Annotated in this window: 18 protein-coding genes; 1 reads left to right on the top strand and 17 read right to left on the bottom strand. The window is 70.8% G+C overall.

Annotated elements, in window-relative coordinates; genetic code table 11:
- Positions 1-381: 381 nt before the first annotated feature.
- The 17 genes from AMYTH_RS0110185 to AMYTH_RS44545 form a co-directional block, all read right to left on the bottom strand.
- Positions 382-1,281, bottom strand: coding sequence for an SDR family oxidoreductase (locus AMYTH_RS0110185; RefSeq protein ID WP_027930226.1), 900 nt, complete (start codon positions 1,279-1,281; stop codon positions 382-384).
- 12 nt (positions 1,282-1,293) lie between these two features.
- Positions 1,294-2,430 carry an acyl-CoA dehydrogenase family protein gene (locus AMYTH_RS0110180; RefSeq protein ID WP_027930225.1) on the bottom strand — a complete coding sequence of 379 codons (1,137 nt, stop codon included), beginning with the start codon at positions 2,428-2,430 and terminating at the stop codon, positions 1,294-1,296.
- Positions 2,431-2,445: 15 nt separating this feature from the next.
- Complete coding sequence (locus AMYTH_RS0110175) at positions 2,446-3,240, bottom strand: enoyl-CoA hydratase-related protein (RefSeq protein ID WP_027930224.1); 795 nt, start codon at positions 3,238-3,240, stop codon at positions 2,446-2,448.
- A gap of 139 nt (positions 3,241-3,379) precedes the next feature.
- Entirely contained in the window at positions 3,380-4,834 is a 1,455-nt protein-coding gene (locus tag AMYTH_RS0110170) for an aldehyde dehydrogenase (RefSeq protein ID WP_027930223.1), read from the bottom strand.
- Positions 4,834-5,943: an NAD(P)-dependent alcohol dehydrogenase gene (locus tag AMYTH_RS0110165; protein ID WP_027930222.1), complete on the bottom strand. Its 1,110-nt coding sequence runs from the start codon at positions 5,941-5,943 to the stop codon at positions 4,834-4,836. Before AMYTH_RS0110165 ends, AMYTH_RS0110170 begins: the two co-directional genes overlap by 1 nt.
- A gap of 35 nt (positions 5,944-5,978) precedes the next feature.
- Positions 5,979-6,296, bottom strand: a complete 318-nt coding sequence (locus AMYTH_RS0110160; RefSeq protein ID WP_027930221.1) for a 2Fe-2S iron-sulfur cluster-binding protein — start codon at positions 6,294-6,296, stop codon at positions 5,979-5,981.
- Between the two features lie 2 nt (positions 6,297-6,298).
- Positions 6,299-7,516, bottom strand: coding sequence for an NAD(P)/FAD-dependent oxidoreductase (locus AMYTH_RS0110155; RefSeq protein ID WP_027930220.1), 1,218 nt, complete (start codon positions 7,514-7,516; stop codon positions 6,299-6,301).
- Complete coding sequence (locus AMYTH_RS0110150; RefSeq protein WP_027930219.1) at positions 7,513-8,838, bottom strand: cytochrome P450; 1,326 nt, start codon at positions 8,836-8,838, stop codon at positions 7,513-7,515. The genes AMYTH_RS0110155 and AMYTH_RS0110150 overlap by 4 nt, the downstream gene beginning before the upstream one ends.
- 120 nt (positions 8,839-8,958) lie before the next feature.
- Positions 8,959-10,077 carry a LuxR C-terminal-related transcriptional regulator gene (locus AMYTH_RS44555; protein ID WP_051362631.1) on the bottom strand — a complete coding sequence of 373 codons (1,119 nt, stop codon included), beginning with the start codon at positions 10,075-10,077 and terminating at the stop codon, positions 8,959-8,961.
- A gap of 629 nt (positions 10,078-10,706) precedes the next feature.
- Positions 10,707-11,588: a GntR family transcriptional regulator gene (locus tag AMYTH_RS44550; protein WP_037322483.1), complete on the bottom strand. Its 882-nt coding sequence runs from the start codon at positions 11,586-11,588 to the stop codon at positions 10,707-10,709.
- 36 nt (positions 11,589-11,624) lie between these two features.
- Positions 11,625-11,921, bottom strand: coding sequence for an antibiotic biosynthesis monooxygenase family protein (locus AMYTH_RS0110135; RefSeq protein WP_027930218.1), 297 nt, complete (start codon positions 11,919-11,921; stop codon positions 11,625-11,627).
- Between the two features lie 13 nt (positions 11,922-11,934).
- On the bottom strand, positions 11,935-13,230 hold the full coding sequence (locus AMYTH_RS0110130; protein ID WP_027930217.1) for a CitMHS family transporter: 1,296 nt from the start codon (positions 13,228-13,230) through the stop codon (positions 11,935-11,937).
- Between the two features lie 33 nt (positions 13,231-13,263).
- The gene (locus tag AMYTH_RS0110125) at positions 13,264-13,686 is read right to left on the bottom strand and encodes a cupin domain-containing protein (protein WP_027930216.1); all 423 of its coding nucleotides are present in this window, start codon (positions 13,684-13,686) and stop codon (positions 13,264-13,266) included.
- Positions 13,683-15,056, bottom strand: a complete 1,374-nt coding sequence (locus AMYTH_RS0110120; RefSeq protein WP_027930215.1) for an NAD-dependent succinate-semialdehyde dehydrogenase — start codon at positions 15,054-15,056, stop codon at positions 13,683-13,685. Before AMYTH_RS0110120 ends, AMYTH_RS0110125 begins: the two co-directional genes overlap by 4 nt.
- Positions 15,056-16,132, bottom strand: coding sequence for an isocitrate/isopropylmalate dehydrogenase family protein (locus AMYTH_RS0110115; protein WP_027930214.1), 1,077 nt, complete (start codon positions 16,130-16,132; stop codon positions 15,056-15,058). The genes AMYTH_RS0110120 and AMYTH_RS0110115 overlap by 1 nt, the downstream gene beginning before the upstream one ends.
- Before the next feature lie 110 nt (positions 16,133-16,242).
- Positions 16,243-17,427, bottom strand: coding sequence for an MFS transporter (locus tag AMYTH_RS0110110; protein WP_027930213.1), 1,185 nt, complete (start codon positions 17,425-17,427; stop codon positions 16,243-16,245).
- A gap of 17 nt (positions 17,428-17,444) precedes the next feature.
- The gene (locus AMYTH_RS44545; protein WP_037322481.1) at positions 17,445-18,137 is read right to left on the bottom strand and encodes a GntR family transcriptional regulator; all 693 of its coding nucleotides are present in this window, start codon (positions 18,135-18,137) and stop codon (positions 17,445-17,447) included.
- Between the two features lie 157 nt (positions 18,138-18,294).
- Here AMYTH_RS44545 and AMYTH_RS0110100 point away from each other — a divergent pair, with 157 nt between their 5' ends.
- Complete coding sequence (locus AMYTH_RS0110100) at positions 18,295-19,464, top strand: ABC transporter substrate-binding protein (protein WP_027930212.1); 1,170 nt, start codon at positions 18,295-18,297, stop codon at positions 19,462-19,464.
- The last annotated feature ends 20 nt before the right edge of the window (positions 19,465-19,484 follow it).

Below are 19,484 nucleotides of genomic sequence, written 5' to 3'. Positions count from 1 at the left end.
TCGACGACCTCGACCGGTTCGCGCCCTCCGCCGATCCGGCGCTGCGGCAGCGGTTCACCGCGATGCTGGCTCTGCTCGTGGACGCCGGGGCCGAGCTGACCGAAGTGCGGCTGCCGATGTACCAGGAGCTGCAGGCGATCGACTCCATTGTGATGCCCGCCGGAGTCGTTGAGCTACCACGCGAGCAACCTCGCGACTCGCCCGGAGGGCTACGGCCAGGCGACCCGCGTGCTGCTCCGCAGGGCGCGCGATCACGGCCGCGCGCTTGGCGGTTCCCTGTCGTCGGTGACTGCGGCCCCCGATCCGAGTGGCGGTTATGTCTGCGGACGGTGACGCACGGGGAAGAGGCCACCCGCCGAGGCGGCCCCTTCCCTTGTGCGCTCAGACGTTGCGCTGCGCCTTCGCCGCCGCGCTCGCGGCCTGGCTCTTCGCGCGGATCTCGGCCCAGTCCTCATCGGACAGCGACGTGAGGCCGGCGAACGTGCCCGGCCCGGCGAGCCGTTGCCCGCCGTCCATCGCGATCGTCTCGCCGGTCAGGTAGTCGCAGGCGTCGGAGAGCAGGAAGATCGTCAGGTTCGCCAGCTCCTCGACCGTGCCCATGCGGCCCATCGGCACCTGGTCGGCCTGGGTCGCGCCCACTGCGCTCTTGTCGGTCGGGTTGAGCATCTCCCACGCGTAGTCCGTCGGGATCGGGCCGGGGGCCAGTGCGTTGAGCCGGATCCCGTACCTGGCCCACTCGACGGCCAGTGACATCGTCATCGCGTGCACCGCGGCCTTGGCCATCGCCGAGGGCACCACGAACGCCGACCCGCTCCACACCCACGTCGTCAGCGTGGACAGCACCACGCCCGGCAGGCCCTGCTCGATCCAGCGGCGGCCGGCGGCGTGGGTGGTGTTGAACGACCCGTTCATCACCGTCGAGCTGACCGCCTCGAACCCGCGGGCGCTCAGCGTCTTCGTCGGCGCGATGAAGTTGGCCGCGGCGTTGTTGATCACCCCGGTCAGGGGCCCGTGCGACGCCCAGATCTCGTCCATCGCCGCGTCGACCAGCTCGGCCTTGCGGACGTCTACGGTCTGGTAGTGCACCGTGCCCGGCTTGCCCGCTTCCGCGGCGGCTTCGGCCAGCACCGCTTCCCGCCTGCCCCACAGGTGCACCTGCGCGCCGTGGTCGGCCAGGTGCCGGGCCACGCCGCGGCCGAGGCCGGTGCCGCCGCCGGTGATCAGGATCCGCTTGCCCGCCAGCAGGTCGGGGGCGAACACGGACTTCCTCGTCGATGCCATGCGTGTCCCTCTCTACAGCCCGAGGCTCTTGCTGATGATCTCGCGCTGGATCTCGTTGGTGCCGCCGTAGATGGGCGGGGCCAGTGCCTTGCGCACCTGGCCTTCCATGCCGTATTCGCGGGCGTAGCCGTAGCCGCCCATCATCTGCATCGCCTCCAGCGCGGTGTGCTTGGCGATCTCGGTGCACTTGAGCTTCGCCATCGCGCCCTCCCGCGCCAGCTGGTCCTCCTCGCCGGCGTCGATCCGCGCGGCGACGTCGTAGACGAACGCCTTGGCGTAGGCGATTTCGGTGGCCAGGTCGGCGATGCGGTGCCGGATGGCCTGGAAGCTGCCGATCGGGCGGCCGAACTGCTCCCGCTCCTTGACGTAGGCCAGCACGTCGTCCAGCGACCGCTGCGCCGCGCCCAGCGACATGGTGGCGATGATGAGCCGTTCGACGGACAGGCCGCGCATGAGGTGCTTCCACGCCTGTCCCGCTTCGCCGACCACGTTCGCGACCGGGATCCGCACGTCGGTGAAGAACAGGTCGTTGACCGTGTGCGGTTCCATGGTCTGGATCCCGCGGATCTCCAGGCCGGGGGTGTCCGTGGGCACGATCAGCAACGTCAGGCCCTGGTGCTTGGTCCCGCCCGGGTCGGTGCGGGCCAGCAGCAGGATGTGCCTGGCGATGTGCGCGGCCGAGGTCCACGTCTTCTGGCCGTTGACCACGTAGTGGTCGCCGTCGAGCGTGGCCTTGATGCGCACCGAGCCCAGGTCGGAGCCCGCCCCGGGTTCGGACAGCGCGATCGCCTCGATCTCGCCGGCGCAGATGCCGCCGAGGATGTCCTTCTTCTGCTCTTCGGTGCCGTAACGCAGGTAGGTCTGCGCGGCGGTCAGCCCGGTCGAGTAGGCCGTGATCGGCGCCAGGCCCCGCGAGGTCTCCTCGAGGAACAGGCACTCGTCGACCATGCCGGCCCCGGCTCCGCCGTAGGCCTCCGGGATCGACACGCCGAGCCAGCCGTGTGCGGCGAGCTTGCGCAGGATCTCCGGGCTGTTGGCGAGGGTGCCGCCCGCGGTGAGCGCGTCCCGCTGGGCGAGTGTCCGGCACTCGCGGTCGCAGAACGCGCGCACCGCGGCGGCGAACTCATCCTGTTCGGGGGTGAACTTCATCGTGAACGGCCGTTATCAGTTGCCGCGGAAGGCGGAGAAGTCCGGGCTGCGCTTCTCGTTGAACGCCTTGATGCCCTCCTGCGCCTCGGCGGTCTCGCCGAAGATCTTCAGGTGCGAGTAGGCCATCTGCCCGACGCTGGCGAACTGCTCGGTGTCGGTGTTGAAGGACTGCTTGAGCACCTTCAGTGCGGTGGGGGACAGGGCCAGGATCTCGTCGGCCCAGGCGCGCACCTCGTTCTGCAGGTCGGCCGCGGGGACGACCTTGTTGACCAGGCCCCAGTTCTCCATCTGGGCCGCGGTGTAGCGGCGGCACAGGAACCAGACCTCGCGCGCCCGCTTCTCGCCCAGGATGCGGGCGAGGTAGCCGGTGCCGAACCCGGCGTCGAACGAGCCGACGCGTGGGCCGTTCTGGCCGAAGACCGCGGTGTCGGCGGCGATCGTCAGGTCGCACAGCACGTGCAGCACGTGCCCGCCGCCGATCGCGAAGCCGTTCACCGCGGCGATGACCGGCTTCGGCACGTCGCGGATGACGTGGTGCAGGGCGTCGATCTCGAACAGCCCGGAGTCCGACGGGCCGTAGTCGCCGGTCTCGGCGCGCTGCTTCTGGTCGCCGCCGGTGCAGAACGCCTTCTCGCCGGCGCCGGTCAGGCAGATGACGCCGACCTCGTTGCTGTTCCACGCCTTCTTGAACGCCTTGACGAGCTCGTCGACGGTGCGGGCGCGGAAGGAGTTGTACCGCTCGGGCCGGTTGATCGTGATCCACGCGAGGCCGTTGTCGACCTTGTACGTGATGTCGGTGAAGTCGTCCATGGTGACCCGAGATCCTTTCGAAGTGTGAGAAGAACACGGCGGCGGCACCCGTGGCGCGCTCGCGTTGTCCCGAATCTAGGTCTGTGAACGAGCGTTATCAAGGGTGCCGCCGCCGTTTACCCCTTAGGGGAGAGGTCGCCTACCCCTTCGGAGGGTCCAGGTAGATGGTCTTGAACACCTGGTAGGAGTGCAGGCCCTCGGGCCCCAGCTCCCGTCCGATGCCGCTGGACTTGATGCCGCCGAAGGGCGCGGTCGGGTCGTTGGCGTAGGCGTTGATACCGATCGTTCCCGACGCCACCCGCCGGGCGACGGATTCGCCGCGGCCGGGGTCGGTCGTCCATACGCTGCCGCCCAGCCCGTACTCGCTGGCGTTGGCGATCGCCACCGCCTCGTCCTCATCGGTGTAGGGGATCACCGACAGCACCGGGCCGAAGATCTCCTCCTGGGCGATCGTGTGCCGGTTGTCCACGTCCGCGAACACCGTGGGCTCCACGAACCAGCCGCGGTCGAGCCCGGACGGCCGCCCGCCGCCCGCGGTCAGGCGCGCACCCTCATCGAGCCCCTTGGCGATGTAGGACTCGACCCGGTCCCGCTGGCGGGCGGACACCAGCGGCCCGACCTGGGTGTCCTCGTCGAGTGGGTCCCCGACCGCGAGCGAGCGGGCCAGGTCGGTGATGGTGTCCACGACCTCGCCGTAGCGCGACCGCGGAGCCAGCACGCGGGTGCCGAGCCAGCAGATCTGGCCGTTGTTCAGCAGCGTGGCCGCGAAGAAGCTCTCGATGGTTTCGGCGAGGTTCGCGTCGTCGAGGACGATCGCGGCGGACTTGCCGCCCAGTTCCAGCGTCACCGGCCGCAGCAGGCGCCCGCAGGTCTCGGCGATCGACCGTCCCGCCGCGGTGGAGCCGGTGAACGACACCTTGTCCACGCCCGGGTGCGCGATCAGGTAGGCGCCCAGCTCACGGCCGCCCGGGACCACGCTGAGCACGCCCTCGGGAAGCCCGGCCTCCGCCGCGGCCTCGGCCATCAGCATCGCGTCCAGCACCGTCTCCGGTGCGGGCTTGAGCACCACGGTGCACCCCGCGGCCAGCGCGGGCGCCAGTTTGAGGAACGTGATCGCCTGCGGCACGTTCCACGGCACGACCGCCGCGACGACTCCGATCGGCTCCCGGATGACGCGCGAGCTGCCGCCGAGCATGCCCGGCCGGGTCTCCTCCTGTGGGTTCTGGGTGACCAGCCCGGCGAAGTACCGCAGCAGCACCGGCGGGAACCCGCCTTCGAACTGCTGTGCCAGTGAGAGCGGCATGCCGTTCTGGATCGTCACCCGCCGGGCGGTCTCCCCGACGCGCTTTTCCAGCGCGACGGCGAACCGTTCGAGCACCTCGGCGCGCCGCCGCGGCTCCCAGCGGGACCAGCCCGCCGGATCGTCGAACGCGCGGCGCGCCGCGGCCACGGCGTCGTCGACGTCGGACTCAGCGGCTTCGGGAACACTGCCGATCAGCTCTTCGGTGCCGGCCGAGTGCACGTCGATGCGCTGCCGCGTCACAGGCGCGGTCCAGTTGCCGGCGAGGTAGAGCCGGTCGTAGTCGATGGTCATCAGGACTCCTCGGGCACGAGCACGATCTTGACCGCGTCGCCCCGGTGCTGGGCGGCGACGGCTTCGTTGATCCGGTTGAACGGCATGGTGGTGACAAGCTTGTCGAACGGAAAACGCCCGCTGCGGTGCAGCTGGAGCAGCTGCGGGACGAACACGTCGGGGTCGCTGTCGCCCTCGACGATGCCCATCACCCGCACACCCAGCACCTGCGCCTGGATGAGGTTCAGCGCGAGCGCGGCCTCGGGATCGGCGGGCACCCCGATGATCCCGACCTTCGCGCGGTGGGCCAGCGCGAGCATGGCGTCCTGCAGGACGGCGGCGATCCCGGTCGTGTCGATCGCGTGGTCCACCCCGTCGGGCACGATCGCCCGCACATGCTCGGGCAGCGGCCCGTCCGCCGGGTCGATCACGTCCGTGGCGCCCAGCGACAACGCGAGGTCCCGGCGCGCGGCGTGCGGCTCGACGACGATGATCCGGCTCAACTCCCGCACCACACCGGCCAGCACCGCCGAGAGCCCGACCGAACCGCCACCCAGCACGAGCAGCGACTCACCCGGCTGACAGTCCAGTGAGTTGAGCACCGCGCCCGCGCCGGTCTGCACCCCGCAGCCGAGCGGGCCGAGCACCGCCAGCGGCGAGTCGTCGGGCACCTTCACCACGTTGCGTTCCCGGGCCAGGGCGTGGGTGGCGAAGGAGGACTGCCCGAAGAACGCCGAGCCGACCGGCTCGCCCTCGCGGGTCAGCGGGCTGGTGCCGTCCTGCCGGGCGCCACCGAAGTTATAGGCCATGAAGTTCTGGCAGTAGGCGGGCTCGTCGCGGCGGCACTCGCGGCACTCGCCGCAGCTGTCGAAACTGAGCACCACCTTGTCGCCGACGGCGACCTTCGTGACGCCGTCGCCGACCGCGGTGACCACTCCGCTGCCCTCGTGACCGAAGACGCCGGGCAGTGGGAAGGGCAGATGGCCGTCCTTGGCGGCCAGGTCGGTGTGGCACAGGCCGACGCCGGCGATCTCGACGACGACCTCGCCGGGTGCGGGATCGGCCAGGGTGAGTCGTTGCAGCTCGAAGGTGCCACCGATCTCGGTGGCCACCGCGGCGGTGATGTCCATGCGAGGACTCCTTTGTCCGTGGGGGAGGGAGGGAATCAGCCGTTGGTGTCGGGGACAGTGACGCGCACGTGCTCGCAGGCGTCGCTGAGGATCAGCTGGCACGACAGGCGGGAGTCGGGGCGCGCGCCTTCGGCGTATTCGAGCAGCTCACGCTCCTCGTCGGTGGGCTCGTCGAAGCACGCGCCGCCTTCGTCGACGAAGACGTGGCAGGTGGCGCACGAGCAGCTGCCGCCGCACTCGGCGACGATGCCGGGCAGGTTGTTGCGCACGGAACCGTCCATGACGCTCTGTCCACACGGGACGTCGAGGGTGTGCGTGGTTCCGTCGGGCAGCGCGTAGGTGACCTTGGGCATTGTCAGGCTCCGTACTGGTGGACGACGTCGCGCAGCGGGACCGAGGCGTCGGCCAGCCGGTCCGGATCGATGCGCGCACGTGAGGCGATGAACTTCTTGCCCGCCATGAACTCGCCGGGTGAGTTGGCGGATTCGACGGCGGTGACGGTGCCGCCATGGTGGTGGAACAGCGCGAAACGGCCGGTCGCGGGATCGCCGCGCAGCACCGTGCTCGGTGTGGCCGGGACGAGGCCGGCGATCTTGAGTTTGAGGTCGAACTGATCGGACCAGAACCACGGCACCTCGGCCGCCACCGGTGCCGCACCGGTGATGGTGGCGACCGCCTGCCTGGCCTGTTCGGTGGCGCTCGGGATGCTTTCCAGCCGGACCAGCGCGCCGGAGGCCAGGGGCCGCCGGGTGACGTCGCCGATCGCGAGGATCCGCGGGTCGCTGGTGCGGGCGTGCTCGTCGACGACGACGCCCTGCGCGCACAGCAGTCCCGCGTCCGCGGCCAGCCGGTCGCGGGGCACCGCGCCGACACCGACCAGCACCGCCTCGGAGGGGATCGTTGTTCCGTCCCCGAGCACGACCGCCCGCGCCCGCCCGCCTGCGCCGTCGATGCGAGTGACCTCGGCCCCGGTGACGATCCGCGTGCCCTGCTCCCGGTGGTGGGCGGCCAGGATCTCCGACAGCCGCGGGCTGGCGACGCGGGCCAGCACCCGGTCTTCGCGCTCGACGACCGTGACCTCGACGCCACAAGACCGGGCGACCGCGGCGACTTCGAGCCCGATGTAGCCGCCACCGACGATGACCAGGCTGCGCCGCTCGTCGATGCAGGTGCGCAACATCCGGGCGTCGGCCAGTGTCCGCAGCGACACCACACCGGCGAGATCCGCGCCGGGCACGGGCAGGGCCCGTGGCTCGGCTCCGGTCGCCAGGACGAGGTGGTCGTAGCGGTGGAACTCGCCCGAGCCGGTCCGCACCCGGCACCCGTCCCGGTCGATCGTGGTGACGGGCTCGCCGAGCCGGACCGTAATGTCTTGTTCCCGGTAGAACTCCGGCGGCCGCAGCCACTGCTCCAGCTCGCCGCCGGTGAACTTCTTGGACAGCGGCGGCCGGTGGTAGGGCAGGTCCACCTCGTCTCCGAAGAGTTCGACCGGGCCCCGGTGGCCGGCCTGCCGCAGCAGGCCGGCCAGGGTGGCGCCGGCGTGACCGGCGCCGACAATCAGAACGCGGCTCACTTGAGCTCCAGGCGCACGGGCAGTTTCTTCAGCCCCCCGACGAAGTTGGTCACCACCGACTTGCGCTCGCCGGTCACCTGAACGCTGTTGATCAGCGGCAGCAGCTCCTCGAACATGATCCGCAGCTCGAGCTTGGCCAGGTGCTGGCCGATGCACATGTGCGGGCCGTAGCCGAAGGCGATGTGCTTGTTGGGCTTGCGGTCCAGGCGGAAGGTGTCCGGCTCGTCGAACACGTCGGCATCCCGGTTGGCCGACTGGTAGAGCAGCATGAACCGGTCGCCGGTGCGGATCTGCTGCCCGCGCAGCACGTAGTCCTGCGTGGCCTGACGGGTGAACTGCTTGACCGGCGAGACCCACCGCAGGCCCTCGTTGACCAGGTCCGGAATCAGGGCGGGGTTGGCCTGCACCTGCGCGAGCTGGTCGGGGAACTGGGCCAGCGCCTCGATCGTGCCGGCCATCGTGCTCGACGTGGTGTCGTGGCCCGCGGTCGCGATCGCGATGAACCAGCCGTAGGCGAACTCCTTGCGGTAGTACTCACCGTTGCCGTCCTTCGCCCGCGCGATGATCGTCGCCAGGTCGTCGCGCGGAATCGCCCGCCGGTCCTCGACCAGCTTGTCGAAGTAGGCGTAGAAGTCCTGGATGGCGGCCGACCACTGCTGCGCCGCGGCCTCCGGGGTCAGCGGCTCGACGTCCTCGCGCTGCGCGTCCGGGTCTGCGGTGCCGAAGAACTCCTGCGTCAGCGTCATCATGCGCGGCTCGTCCTCTTCCGGGACGCCGAACAGGCTCATGATCACGTGCAGCGGGTAGTAGAGGGCGAACTCCTGGACGAAGTCGATGTCGTTGGCGCCGCTGCGCAGGTACTTGGCGATGGCTTCCTTCGCCAGTGCCCGGATCCGGTCCTCCCACTTCTTCAGGTTCGCGGGGCGGAACCAGTCGTTGGCGATGTCCTTGATCTCGGTGTGCTCGGGCGGGTCCAGGTAGGTGAGCGTGTCGAGGATGCGCAGGCTGCCGCCGGTGAGCTGCTTGGTGAAGGCGTCGCCGGCCTGGTTCTGCAGGATCGGGTTGTGCGAGCCGGGTTCGTCACCACCGCCGCTGGTGAACACGTGCGGCTGGCGCTCGATCTCCATGATGTCGGCGTGCTTGGTCACCAGCCAGACCGGGTCGTAACCCTCGACCTTCACCTGGCCCAGCGGGTTGTTCTCCCGCAGCCAGCGGTAGGCCTCGAACAGCGGCCCGTCGTGGCGGTGGCCCTCCGGCAGCACGACCTGCCTCGCGATCTCGTCCGGGATCGGGCGCGTGGACAGTTCGGGCGTAGTGGTCATGTGAGTTCCTCCGGGGAAGACGGCATCGTTGCGCGTTCGGTCCAATCTTTGGGCCAGTGCGACGTGTCGTGCATCACCCCGGAGGAAGAGATTTCTCTCCCGGTTCTCTCCCCGTCGTGCTTACCGGTGCCGCTGCATCAGCTCGTGGTAGCGCGCGGTCGCCTCGGCCCGGTTGGAGACGCCGAGCTTGCGCAGCACGTTCTTGACGTGCGTCTTCACCGTGCCGGGGGAGACGAACAGCGCGGCCGCGATCTGGCTGTTGCTCTCGCCGAGCACCAGGTGGCGCAGGACGTCCAGTTCCCGGCGGGTCAGCTCGGCGAAGGGGCCCTCGTACTTCTCGAGCGGATCCACCGGACGTGGCCGCTGCGGCTGGGGCGCGACCGGGTACCCGTCGAGCAGGTCGTCGACCTCCCGCATCCGCTCCCGCATCAGCCGCAGCTGCTCGGCGAACACGACCCGCTCGAACACGCAGCCCAGGCCTTCGGCGAACAGGCCGAGCAGGCGCAGGTCGAACTCGTCGACGTGGTCGTGTTCCACATGCTGGTCCGCGTGCACCAGGCCGACCACCTCGCCCCGGGTCACGAGGGGGGCGACCACGTAGTCCAGTGTGCGGGCCAGGTTGATCAGCCGGTGGTGTACCCGTGGGTTGTGCTGGGCGTCGTCCACGAGCACCGGGGTTCGGGTGCGTACCACCTCGGTCTCGGGCAGTTCGCGGCCGAGTTGCCCGGGCACGGCGGTGCCGATGCGCACCAGATCTTCGGCCAGCTGAGGGTCGTCGTGGGTGTAGGCCGAGCGCGGGCTCCACGCCGGCCCGGACAGGCGGGAGAACAACGCGCGCCGGTACCCGAGGCGATGCAGTTCGGCCGGTACCTGCTGCGCCAGTTCGTGCAGCGTGCTCGCGCCGCGCAGCCGGGCCAGGCACTGGTGCAGGTCGCCCATCGCGGCGGTGCGCACGGCGAGCCTGCCGTCCCGTACCGCCGCCAGAGTGCCGCCGACCTGGGCCAGCAGGGCCGCGAGCCGGGTGGGCTCGCTCCCGCCGCCCGCCGCCAGCTCGCGGAGCAGGATGTGCTCCGCCGCGCGCAACCCGGTCTCGGCCGAGGGTAGATCGCGGGCGGTGGCGAGAACCGGCTCCCCGGTCACTGCTGCCACCACCTGCAGGATGTCGCGGGACCGGCGCACCACGTCGTCGGCCGGTTCGAGAGCCGCGCGGACGGGACCGGACGGAACACCACTGTTCACAACCGTCTCCTCGTTCGTGTGCAGAGCGGCGCACTGCTCTGTTCGGCCGATTGTCACCCGGTGGGTGCCCGAGAGACACGTCGCCGTGAAAAGTTCCTCCCCGGAGGGGGAGGTAAATACCCCGCAAGGGAGTGGAAGACGGACCCGCCGACCCTCGAAGGTTCGCGATGAACCGAGCTCACCGGCAGCCAGGAAGGCCGCGCGGGTTCGAGGAGGCCGGGCTTCCCCGCCAGGTTGTCGAGCAGCAGCGCGTCGGGCTTGCGAGATGGAGGTAGGTCCCGTGCCGGCGCAGATCGCGGCGAGCGAACCAAGGAACCTGGGCCTGGCCGGGGAGATCGCGGACGGGCCATCGTGCGGCGTTGTCCGTGCCGTGTCTTCGCGGTGCTCGCGCTACCCGCCGGCTGCGGGAGAGGGGCTGGCCCGAAGTCGCCACTCGCGACGGTCAGATCGACAGGCCGACGGCAGCAGCCTCCACTCCGCGGCGAGCGTCTGCATGTCGGGCGCCTCGCGAATCTGGCACTTCGCCGACCTCGGCTGCGGATCAGCCCTGTGCGCCTCCTTCAAGTCAAGAACCGTTGATTATCGCCCGACCGCGACAACTGCCAGGCACTGTTCCCGCGCCTGAAGGGCTAGCCACCGGGTTGGTTCTTGGTCACCTTTTCGGCGCCGACGGTGCCGAGGTGGTGGCGCAGGGCGTCCGCGGCCTCGCGCCGTTCGCCGGCCAGCAGCAGGTCCGCGATCTCGACGTGTTCCCGGCAGCGGATGATCGCGCGGTCGCGGGCCAGTGACCGGCGGTACTCGATGAGCCGCCGGAGGCGGTCGACCCTCCGGAGGCCGTCGATGAAGAACGTGTTGCCGCTGCACTCCATGATCGTCTCGTGGAAGGTGCTGTTGAGGTCGAACAGCTCCGCGTTGCTGACCGTCCAGATGCGGCCGTCGACGAGTTCCTGCTGCTGATCGCGCACGGCCTCCACGGCCTTGCGGTCCAGGGCGAAGCCCGGTTCCAGAATCGCGGTCGGCTCGATCGCCAGCCGGAACCGGTAGCTGTCCTCGTAGGACCGCAGGGAGGTCAGCATGGGCTGGAACTCCCAGCCGTACCCGGGGAGCCGCTCGATCCAGCCCTCCGCGTTGATGCGCCGGAGGATGCGGGCCAGCTGCCCGGGGGTCAGGCCGTAGTCGCGGGCGAGCCCGTTCTCGGTGACCCGGTCGGGCAGCTTGCCGTCCAGCCGGTCGGCCGCGATCCGCAGGTACAGCTCCTCGGTGTCGTCGTCGGCCGCCGGCGTGGGCAGCTCCTCGACCGGCCGCAGCACCGTGTAGCCGCCCCGCTCCGCGACGCCGACCACGCCCTCGTCCTCGAGCAGCCGCAGCGCGCTGCGGACGGGGGACCGGGACACCCGCAGGTGCTCGGCGAGCGTCCGCTCCACCAGCCGGGTCCCGGGCGGCGCCTGCTCCGTCCGGATGTAGTCCACGATGCGCGCGGCGATCTGGCGGGTGAGTGCGGTCGGCGCCACTACCGTTGTCCCCCTCCTGCGACGGTCAGCACAAGACTACGGCTCCAGCACGTCCGCGACGTGCTCGACCTCCGGCGGCGCCGCGAAGTGCGGGCCCGCGAGCTCCCGCCACCGCGCGAACCCGGCCGAGCCGCGGAACGTCACGGTGTGGTGCTCGACCGTCTCCCACTCCACGAGCAGCCGGTAGAGCGACGGGACCTCGACGCTGCGCACCAGCCGGACCCCGTGACAGCCCTCAGCGGCCCGGAACAGCGGGACGGCCTCCGCGACCGCCGCTTCGAACGCCGCCTCCGCGCCGGGACGGACCCGGATGTGCGCGATCTCGGTGACCATGCGCGGTCTCCTTTCAGGTGAGGGTGATCGCCCCGGTGGCGACCGTGAACGCGATCATGCCCAGCGACGCGACCGTCACCCGGAGCAGGGCGAACCGCTGGAACTCGCCGAGGTCCTTTTTGACCAGCCCGAGCAGCACCCACAGCGGCGCCGACGCCGGCCCGATCGAGTGCAGCATCTGGCCGGCGACCCCGGCGCGGGCGATCTCGTAGGGCGCGATGCCGTAGTGGCTCGCGGATTCGGCCAGCACCGGCAGGACACCGAAGAAGTAGGCGTCGTTGGACATGAAGAAGCTCAACGGCAGCCCGATGAGCGCGGTGAACAGCGGGATCAGGTTGCCGAGGCCGTCCGGGACGCCGCCGAGCAGCGCCTTGGCCATCGCGTCGACCATGCCGGTCTCGGACAGGATGCCGGTGAAGATCCCGGCGCCGAGCACGAGCATGACCACCGGCACGGCGGAGGCGGCGTGCCGCTTGACGACCTCGCCCTGCTCGGCGAGCCGGGGGTGGTTGACCAGCAGCGCGATCACGAACCCGGCCATGAACAACGTGACCAGCGGGGCCACCCCGGCGACCAGGAGCACGAGCAGCAGCACGGTGAGGCCGGCGTTGACCCACAGCCGCCAGTTCCGCAGCGCCGACCGGTCGCGCTCCTGCCCGGCCAGTTCGGCGGCGACGTCGGCGAGCACGTTCTCGTCGATCCGCTTGCGCTGGCCGCGGCCGAGGAAGTAGGCGATCACGACGATCAGCGCGGAGGTGAGGAGCAGGGTCGGGATGAGCGGGACGAAGTAGGTGGCGGCGTCGAGGTGGAGCACCGAGATGGCGCGGGTGGCGGCGCCGCCCCACGGGGTGGACCCGGAGATCGCGCCGAGGCTCATGGTCGCGATCGCGGCGATCACCAGCGGGTTCATCCCGATCCGGCGGTAGATCGGCAGGAACGCCGAGCAGATGATCATGTAGCTGGTGGTGCCGTCGCCGTCCAGCGCGACCAGCAGCGACAGCACCGCGGTCCCCACGCAGATCCGCACCGGATCGCCCTTGGAGAGCCGGATGATGCCGTGGCAGACCGGGTCGAACAGCTTGGCGTCCATCATGACGCCGAAGTAGAGCACCGCGAACAGCAGCAGGACCGCGGTCGGCGCGACGGTCTCGATGCCGTCCACGGCCATGTCGCCGAGGTCGGCGCCGCGTCCGGCGACGATCGCGAACAGGACGGGCGCGGCGATGATCGCGACGAACGCGGTCGCGTACTTCCGCATGACCAGCACCATGAAGGTGCCGAGGGTGAGGAAGCCGAGGACGGCAAGCATCGTTGCTTCTCCATGGGCGAGGGGAGGGGAGTTTCAGGAAGTGCGGTGCTCGGCGTCCACGCGGGTGGTCACGCCGGTCTCGACCAGCGTGCGGGTGGCGTCGACCGAGGCGTAGGTCCACAGGATGCGCATCGGCGCGGTGGCGGAGGCGTTGCGGAACCGGTGGGGCATCCCGGCCGGGACGTAGGTGGTGTCGAACCGGGTGAGGTGGTGCTCGACGCCGTCGATCTCGACGATGGCATCGCCGTCCAGGATCACCACGCTCTCCGGGCAGTTGTGCGTGTGCAGCGGGATGCCCGCGCCGCCCTCGAACAGGGTCTGCCCGTTGAGGAACACCTGCGCGCCGCGGGCGGTGGTGACCAGCGGGATCGTGCTCGCGCCGCCGCCGCGGGAGAACGCGTGCAGCTCCGCGGGGCGCAGGACGGCGGGCGGGAAGGAACTGTCCTGGCTGGTCATGGTTTCACCGGTCCGATCCACAGGGTCTTGACGTTGACGAACTCGCGGATGCCCTCCGCGCCGAGTTCCCGGCCGTAGCCGGACTTCTTGATGCCGCCGAAGGGCAGGCGGGCGTCGGAGGCGACGAGGCCGTTGACGAACACCGCGCCGGCGTCGATGCGCCGGGCGAACTCCCGGGCCCGGTCGAGGTCGCGGGTCCACAGCGCGGCGCCGAGCCCGAATTCGGTCTGGTTGGCCAGGGTGAGCGCTTCTTCGGCGTCGCGCACGCGGACGATCGCGGCCACCGGGCCGAAAGTCTCCTCCGCGAAGGCCGCCATGCCCGGCCGGACGTGGTCGAGGACGGTGGGCTGGTAGAAGAACCCGGGCCCGTCGACCGGTGCGCCGCCGGTGCGCACGGTCGCTCCCGCCTGGACTGTCCGTTGCACCTGGTCGTGCAGGGCGTCCCGCAGGTTGGCGCGGGCCATCGGGCCGATCTCGGTGGCGGGATCGGCGGGATCGCCGACGCGCAGCGCCGCGGCCGCCGCGGTGAACGCCTCGGCGAACTCGTCCGCGACCGCGTCCTCGACCAGGAATCGCTTGCCGTTGACGCAGCTCTGCCCGTTGTTGATGAACCGGGCCCGCACCGCGGTGGCGGCCGCGGCGGCGAGGTCGGCGTCGGCGAGCACGATGAACGGGTCGGACCCGCCGAGCTCCAGCACCTGCTTCTTGAGCGCCGCGCCCGCCTGGGCGGCCACGATCGCGCCGACCTCCGTGGACCCGGTGAGCGTCACCGCGGCGATGCGGTCGTCGGCGATCAGGTCGGCCACTACGGGCACCTCGGCCAGCAGGGTCCGGAACAGGCCGTCGGGCGCGCCGGCTTCGCGCACCACCTCTTCCACGGCGAGCGCGCACTGCGGCACGTTGTTGGCGTGCTTCAGGATCGCGCCGTTGCCGGCCGCGAGCGCGGGCGCGGCGAACCGGAAGAACTGCCAGAACGGGTAGTTCCACGGCATGACCGCGAGGACCACACCGAGCGGGTCGTACACGACCGCGGACTCGGTGGCGTTCGAGGCGACCGACCGGTCGGCGAGGTAGTCCGGCGCGTGCTCGGCGTAGTGCTCGCAGGTGACCGCGCACTTTTCGATCTCGGCTTCGGCCTCGGTGACCGGCTTGCCCATCTCGGCGGTGATGAGCCGGGCGTACTTCTCCTTGCCGTCGCGCAATACCCGGGCGATCGCGCGCAGGAGTTCGACGCGCTCGGTGATCGGGCGCACGCGCCACTCGCGCTGAGCGGCGACGGCTCGGTCGAGGGCGGCGTCCACCTCCGCCGCGGTGTGCGGGGTGAATCGGGCCAGTTCGGCGCCGGTGGCCGGGTCGGTCGAAACGATCATCAGGACGGGACTCCAGTCTTGTCCAGAGTGGACTTCACGGCCGCGGCGAACTCGGCCGTGCCGAGGGTGCCGCCGATGTCGCGGGTCCGGGTGGCGGGGTCGGCGAGCACGTTGTCGACGGCCGCGTCCACCAGCTCGGCAGCCTTGACCAGCCGCGGTTCGGCGTGGCGGCGGCCCAGCCAGTCGAGCAGCATCGCCGCGGACCGGATCAGCGACGTCGGGTTGGCCACGCCCTGCCCGGCGATGTCCGGGGCGGACCCGTGCTGCGCCTGGGCCACGCAGATGTCGTGCCCGGCGTTGACCGACCCGCCGAGGCCGAGGCTGCCGGACAGCTCCGAGGCCTCGTCGGACAGGATGTCGCCGAACATGTTGGTGGTGACGATGACGTCGAACGTGTGCGGCCGCCGGATGAGCAGGGCCGCCGCGGCGTCGACGATCAGCTCCTCGACTTCCACGTCGGGGTAGTCGGCCGCGACCTTGCGGACCTCGCGCAGGAACAGCCCGTCGGACAGCTTGACGACGTTGGCCTTGTGCACCGCGGTGACCTTGCCGCGGCGGCCGCGGGCCAGCTCGAACGCCGCGCGCGCTACGCGCTCGGACGCCTTCGCGGTGATCTTGCGCAGCGAGATGGCGAGGTCCGGATCGGGCATGAACTCGCCGCTGCCGGCGTGCATGTTGCGGTCGGAGTAGAAGCCCTCGGTGTTCTCGCGGACGATCACCAGGTCCATCGGGTGCCGCAGGATCGACAGGTCCGCGTGCGAGCGGCACGGCCGCACGTTGGCGAACAGTTCGAACACCGTCCGCAGCTCGGCCGAGGGGTTGATGCCGCCCTCGGCGCGGGACGGGTAGTTGTAGTGCGACACGGGGCCGAGGAGGACGCCGTCGACCTGGGGAATGCGCTCCATGACCTCGGCGGGGAGGGTGGTGCCCCGGTCGGCCAGCGATTTCAGGCCGATGTCGCGGGTCTCGAACTCCAGGCCGAGCCCGAGCAGCCGGTCGGCGGCCGAGAGGACGTCCAGGGTGGCCGCCGTGATTTCGGGGCCGATGCCGTCCCCGGGCAGCACCAGGATCTGCACGTGTCGCGTCCTTTCCAGGGGTGAGTGGGAATTCGCCGCGTCAGGCGGGGCGTCTGACGGAACCCTAGAGCGCGGTCTGGTTTTTTACAAGAGTGATGTACCAAGAATGATCAGGACTGCTCGCCCGGTGTCGCCCGCGTGGAGGCCGCGGCCGCGGCGAGAACGCCCGTGGCGAGCCACAACGCGCCGGTGGCGCCGAGCGCGCCGGCGACGAGACCGGCCGCGGACGGCATCGCCACCTGGCCGAGCCGGTTCGCCCACAGGCGCAGCGCCAGCGCGGCTCCGCGAGCGTGACCGGGCACCGACTTCACCACCGTGGTCATCGTCAGCGGCTGGCCGATGCCGAGCAGGAACCCGCCCGCCACCAGGGCGAACGCCATGACCAGCGCGCCGGTCCCGGGCGCCGCCACGACCGCGAGGGCCAGGCCCGCGCCCGCCGCGCTCGTGGTGACCAGGGCGCGGCGGCTCCAGCGGGCCACCAGCGCGCCGAGGCTCAGCCGGGACAGGATGGAGGCCGCCGACCGCAGTGCCAGCAGTAGACCGACGACGGACGGCGGGATCGCGCGTTCCTCGGCGATCAGCGGCAGGTAGGCGGTGAGCAGGTCGACCGCGCTGAGCAGCGCGAGGCTGACGAACAGGCCGGCGACCATGCCGCGGCTGCGGATCATCGTGAACGCGCTGGGCGCGTCGCGCCGCTCCGGCGCGGCGGCGGTCCGGGCCCGGCTGAGCCACACCGCGGCGGGCAGCGCCGCCGCGGCACACCCGGCCGCGACGAAGGCGGCGGTGGCCGCCGGGCGCAGGAGTTCCGGACCGGTCGCCCCGCCTAGCACCAGCCCGCTGCCCAGCGGCCCGAACATCTGCCCGGCGGCCACCGCGGCGGTGAACAGTCCGAAGTGACGGTCCAAAGTGGAGTCACCGGAGGCCCTGGCGACGTAACCTTGCGCGCCGACCATGAAGACGATGTGCCCGAAACCGAGCGCCGCGGCGGCGGCGCCGACCAGGACCAGCGACGTCGACAGCGCCAGCAGGACCGGCGCGGCGGCCAGCAGCGCGGCGCCGGCGAGCAGAACGGCGCCGGTGCGGCCGGTGCGGTCGGTGTAGCGGCCCAGCGGCAACGCGACGGTCAGGGACAGCACCGCGTACGCGGCGGTGATCAGCCCGATCGCGAAACCGTCGCCGCCCAGCGCGATCGCGCGGTAGGAGATCAGCGGCCGGGCGAGGTTGAGGCCGGTCTGGCTGAAGACCGTGCAGGCGAGCAGCGCCGCGAGCGCCGCGCGGGAAGAACGCGGGCTCATCGGTCGGCGGTCACTCCTCAGACGCCGCGCGGGGTGGCGGCGGGGGAGACGCCGAGCCGGGACGCGGCCTTCGCGCCGAGGCTGGTGTCGATGTGCTGGAGCATGATCGTCGACGCGGCCTCGGCGTCGCCGGCGACGATGGCGTCGACCAGGCCGAGGTGCTCGGCGTGCTTCTGGTCGCGCTCCTCCTGGCTGCGCTCGACCTGCAGGCCGAGCCGCCGGTACCGGTCGGCCTTGTCCCACAGGCTGTCCAGCGTCTGGATCAGCAGCTCGTTGTGCGAGGCCGTGTAGAGCGCGACGTGGAAGCGCCGGTGCGCGATCAGGTCGACGTAACCGGGGTTGGACCGCAGCGGCTCGACGCCGCGCACCGCCTCGCGGATGTTCTGGATGTCGGTGCGGGTCCGGCGCTCGGCCGCCAGCGCGACCGCGAGCGGGTCCAGCGACCGGCGCATCTCCAGCAGGTCACGGGCCTCTTCGCCGGAGAGCTCGGTGACCTTCGCGTCCTTGTGCGCGCCCAGGTCGACCAGGCCCTCGGACTTCAGCCGGCGCAACGCCTCCCGCAGTGGGGTGGTGCTGATGCCGATCGTGCGCGCGAGGGTGGCCTGGTTGAGGACCGCGCCCGGTTCGAACTCCCCGGACAGGATCTTCTCGCGCAGGACCATGTACGCGTAATCGCTCTTCGTCGCGTACAGCTCAGCCGGCTCCGCCACGGCGCCCCCTTTCGACGGTTATAACCTACCACACCCTCCGCGCGCGGACAGCAGGCCGTTTTCCTCCGCTTGGCCAGATTGGGACTTGACGGTTGTAGGTTATAACCTTCAGAGTCTGTCGCGACAGCAGTGTCGCTATCGCTTCGAGGAGCTTCGGATGACCAGAACGTCGGCAGTGACCGGCACACGCGTGGGAAACAGGGCCAAGGCCCTGGTGGCCGTCGGTGCGGCGGTCGTGCTCGGCGCCGCCGCGTGCGGGGGCGGCAGCACGGGGGAGCAGGCGGCGGAGAACCCGATCGCCGTCGAGCAGGTCCCGGCCTACTACCCGGCGGACTACTCGCAGATCATCCAGGGTTCCAAGGCGGAGGGCGACACGCTCACCATCTACTCCAACACCGACCAGGAGAACTGGGCCCCGGTCTTCCGGGACTTCCAGAAGAAGTACCCGTGGATCACCAACATCCAGGCCAACAACCTGGACAGCGACGAGGTCTTCCAGCGCGTGCTCAGCGAGCAGGCGACCGGCGGCTCGCCCGCCGACGTCCTGGTGTCCAACGCCGCCCAGGCCTGGGCGGAGTACGCGTCCCAGCCGGGCCGGCTGCTGGACTACACCTCGCCGGAACTGCCGAAGCTCACCGACTTCGCCCAGCTCATGCCGAACGTGTACACGATGGCGACCGATCCGATGACGATCGCCTACAACACCTCCCTGCTGGACCGCGCGCCCACCAGCCTGTCCGACCTGGCCGCCATGGTGCGCCAGGACCCGGCCAAGTTCCAGGACAAGATCACCACCCGGGACGTCAACGGCGCCTTCGGGTTCACCGTCTCGCACACCTTCACCGAGAGCGTGCCGACGGCGTGGCAGGACCTGGAGACGCTGCTGCCGATGGCCCGGCCGGAGACGTCGTCGGGCACCCAGACCGAGAAGATCCTCGCCGGTGAGTACCTCGCCGGGTTCTTCATCTCCGGCGCCCCGGCCTACCCGGTCGTCGAGGACAGCGGCGGGTTGTTCCAGGTGGCCTTCCCCAAGGACGGCACCGTCGTCCTGCCGCGCGGCATCGGCATCACCCCGAAGGCGCCGCACAGCAACACCGCCAAGCTGTTCCTGGACTTCGTGCTCTCCCAGGAGGGCCAGCGCGCGGTCGCCGAGGGCGGCCTGACCTCCTACCGGCCCGACGTCACCGCCGCGCCGGGTCTGCGCACCTACCAGGAGGTCGTGGACCAGGTCGGGCAGCAGAACGTGATCGTCGCGAAGTACGAGCTGACCCCGGAGCAGGAGGTCGAGGAGTTCGTCGGCCGCTGGGACGGGCTGCTGGGTCGCTGACCCGCACGAGGAATCGGAGA

This window comes from Amycolatopsis thermoflava N1165, assembly GCF_000473265.1.
In the GTDB taxonomy this organism is placed as follows: Bacteria; Actinomycetota; Actinomycetes; order Mycobacteriales; family Pseudonocardiaceae; genus Amycolatopsis_E; species Amycolatopsis_E thermoflava.
The sequence above is the reverse complement of the archived record's forward strand: the minus strand, read 5'-3'. Positions and strand labels throughout refer to the sequence as shown.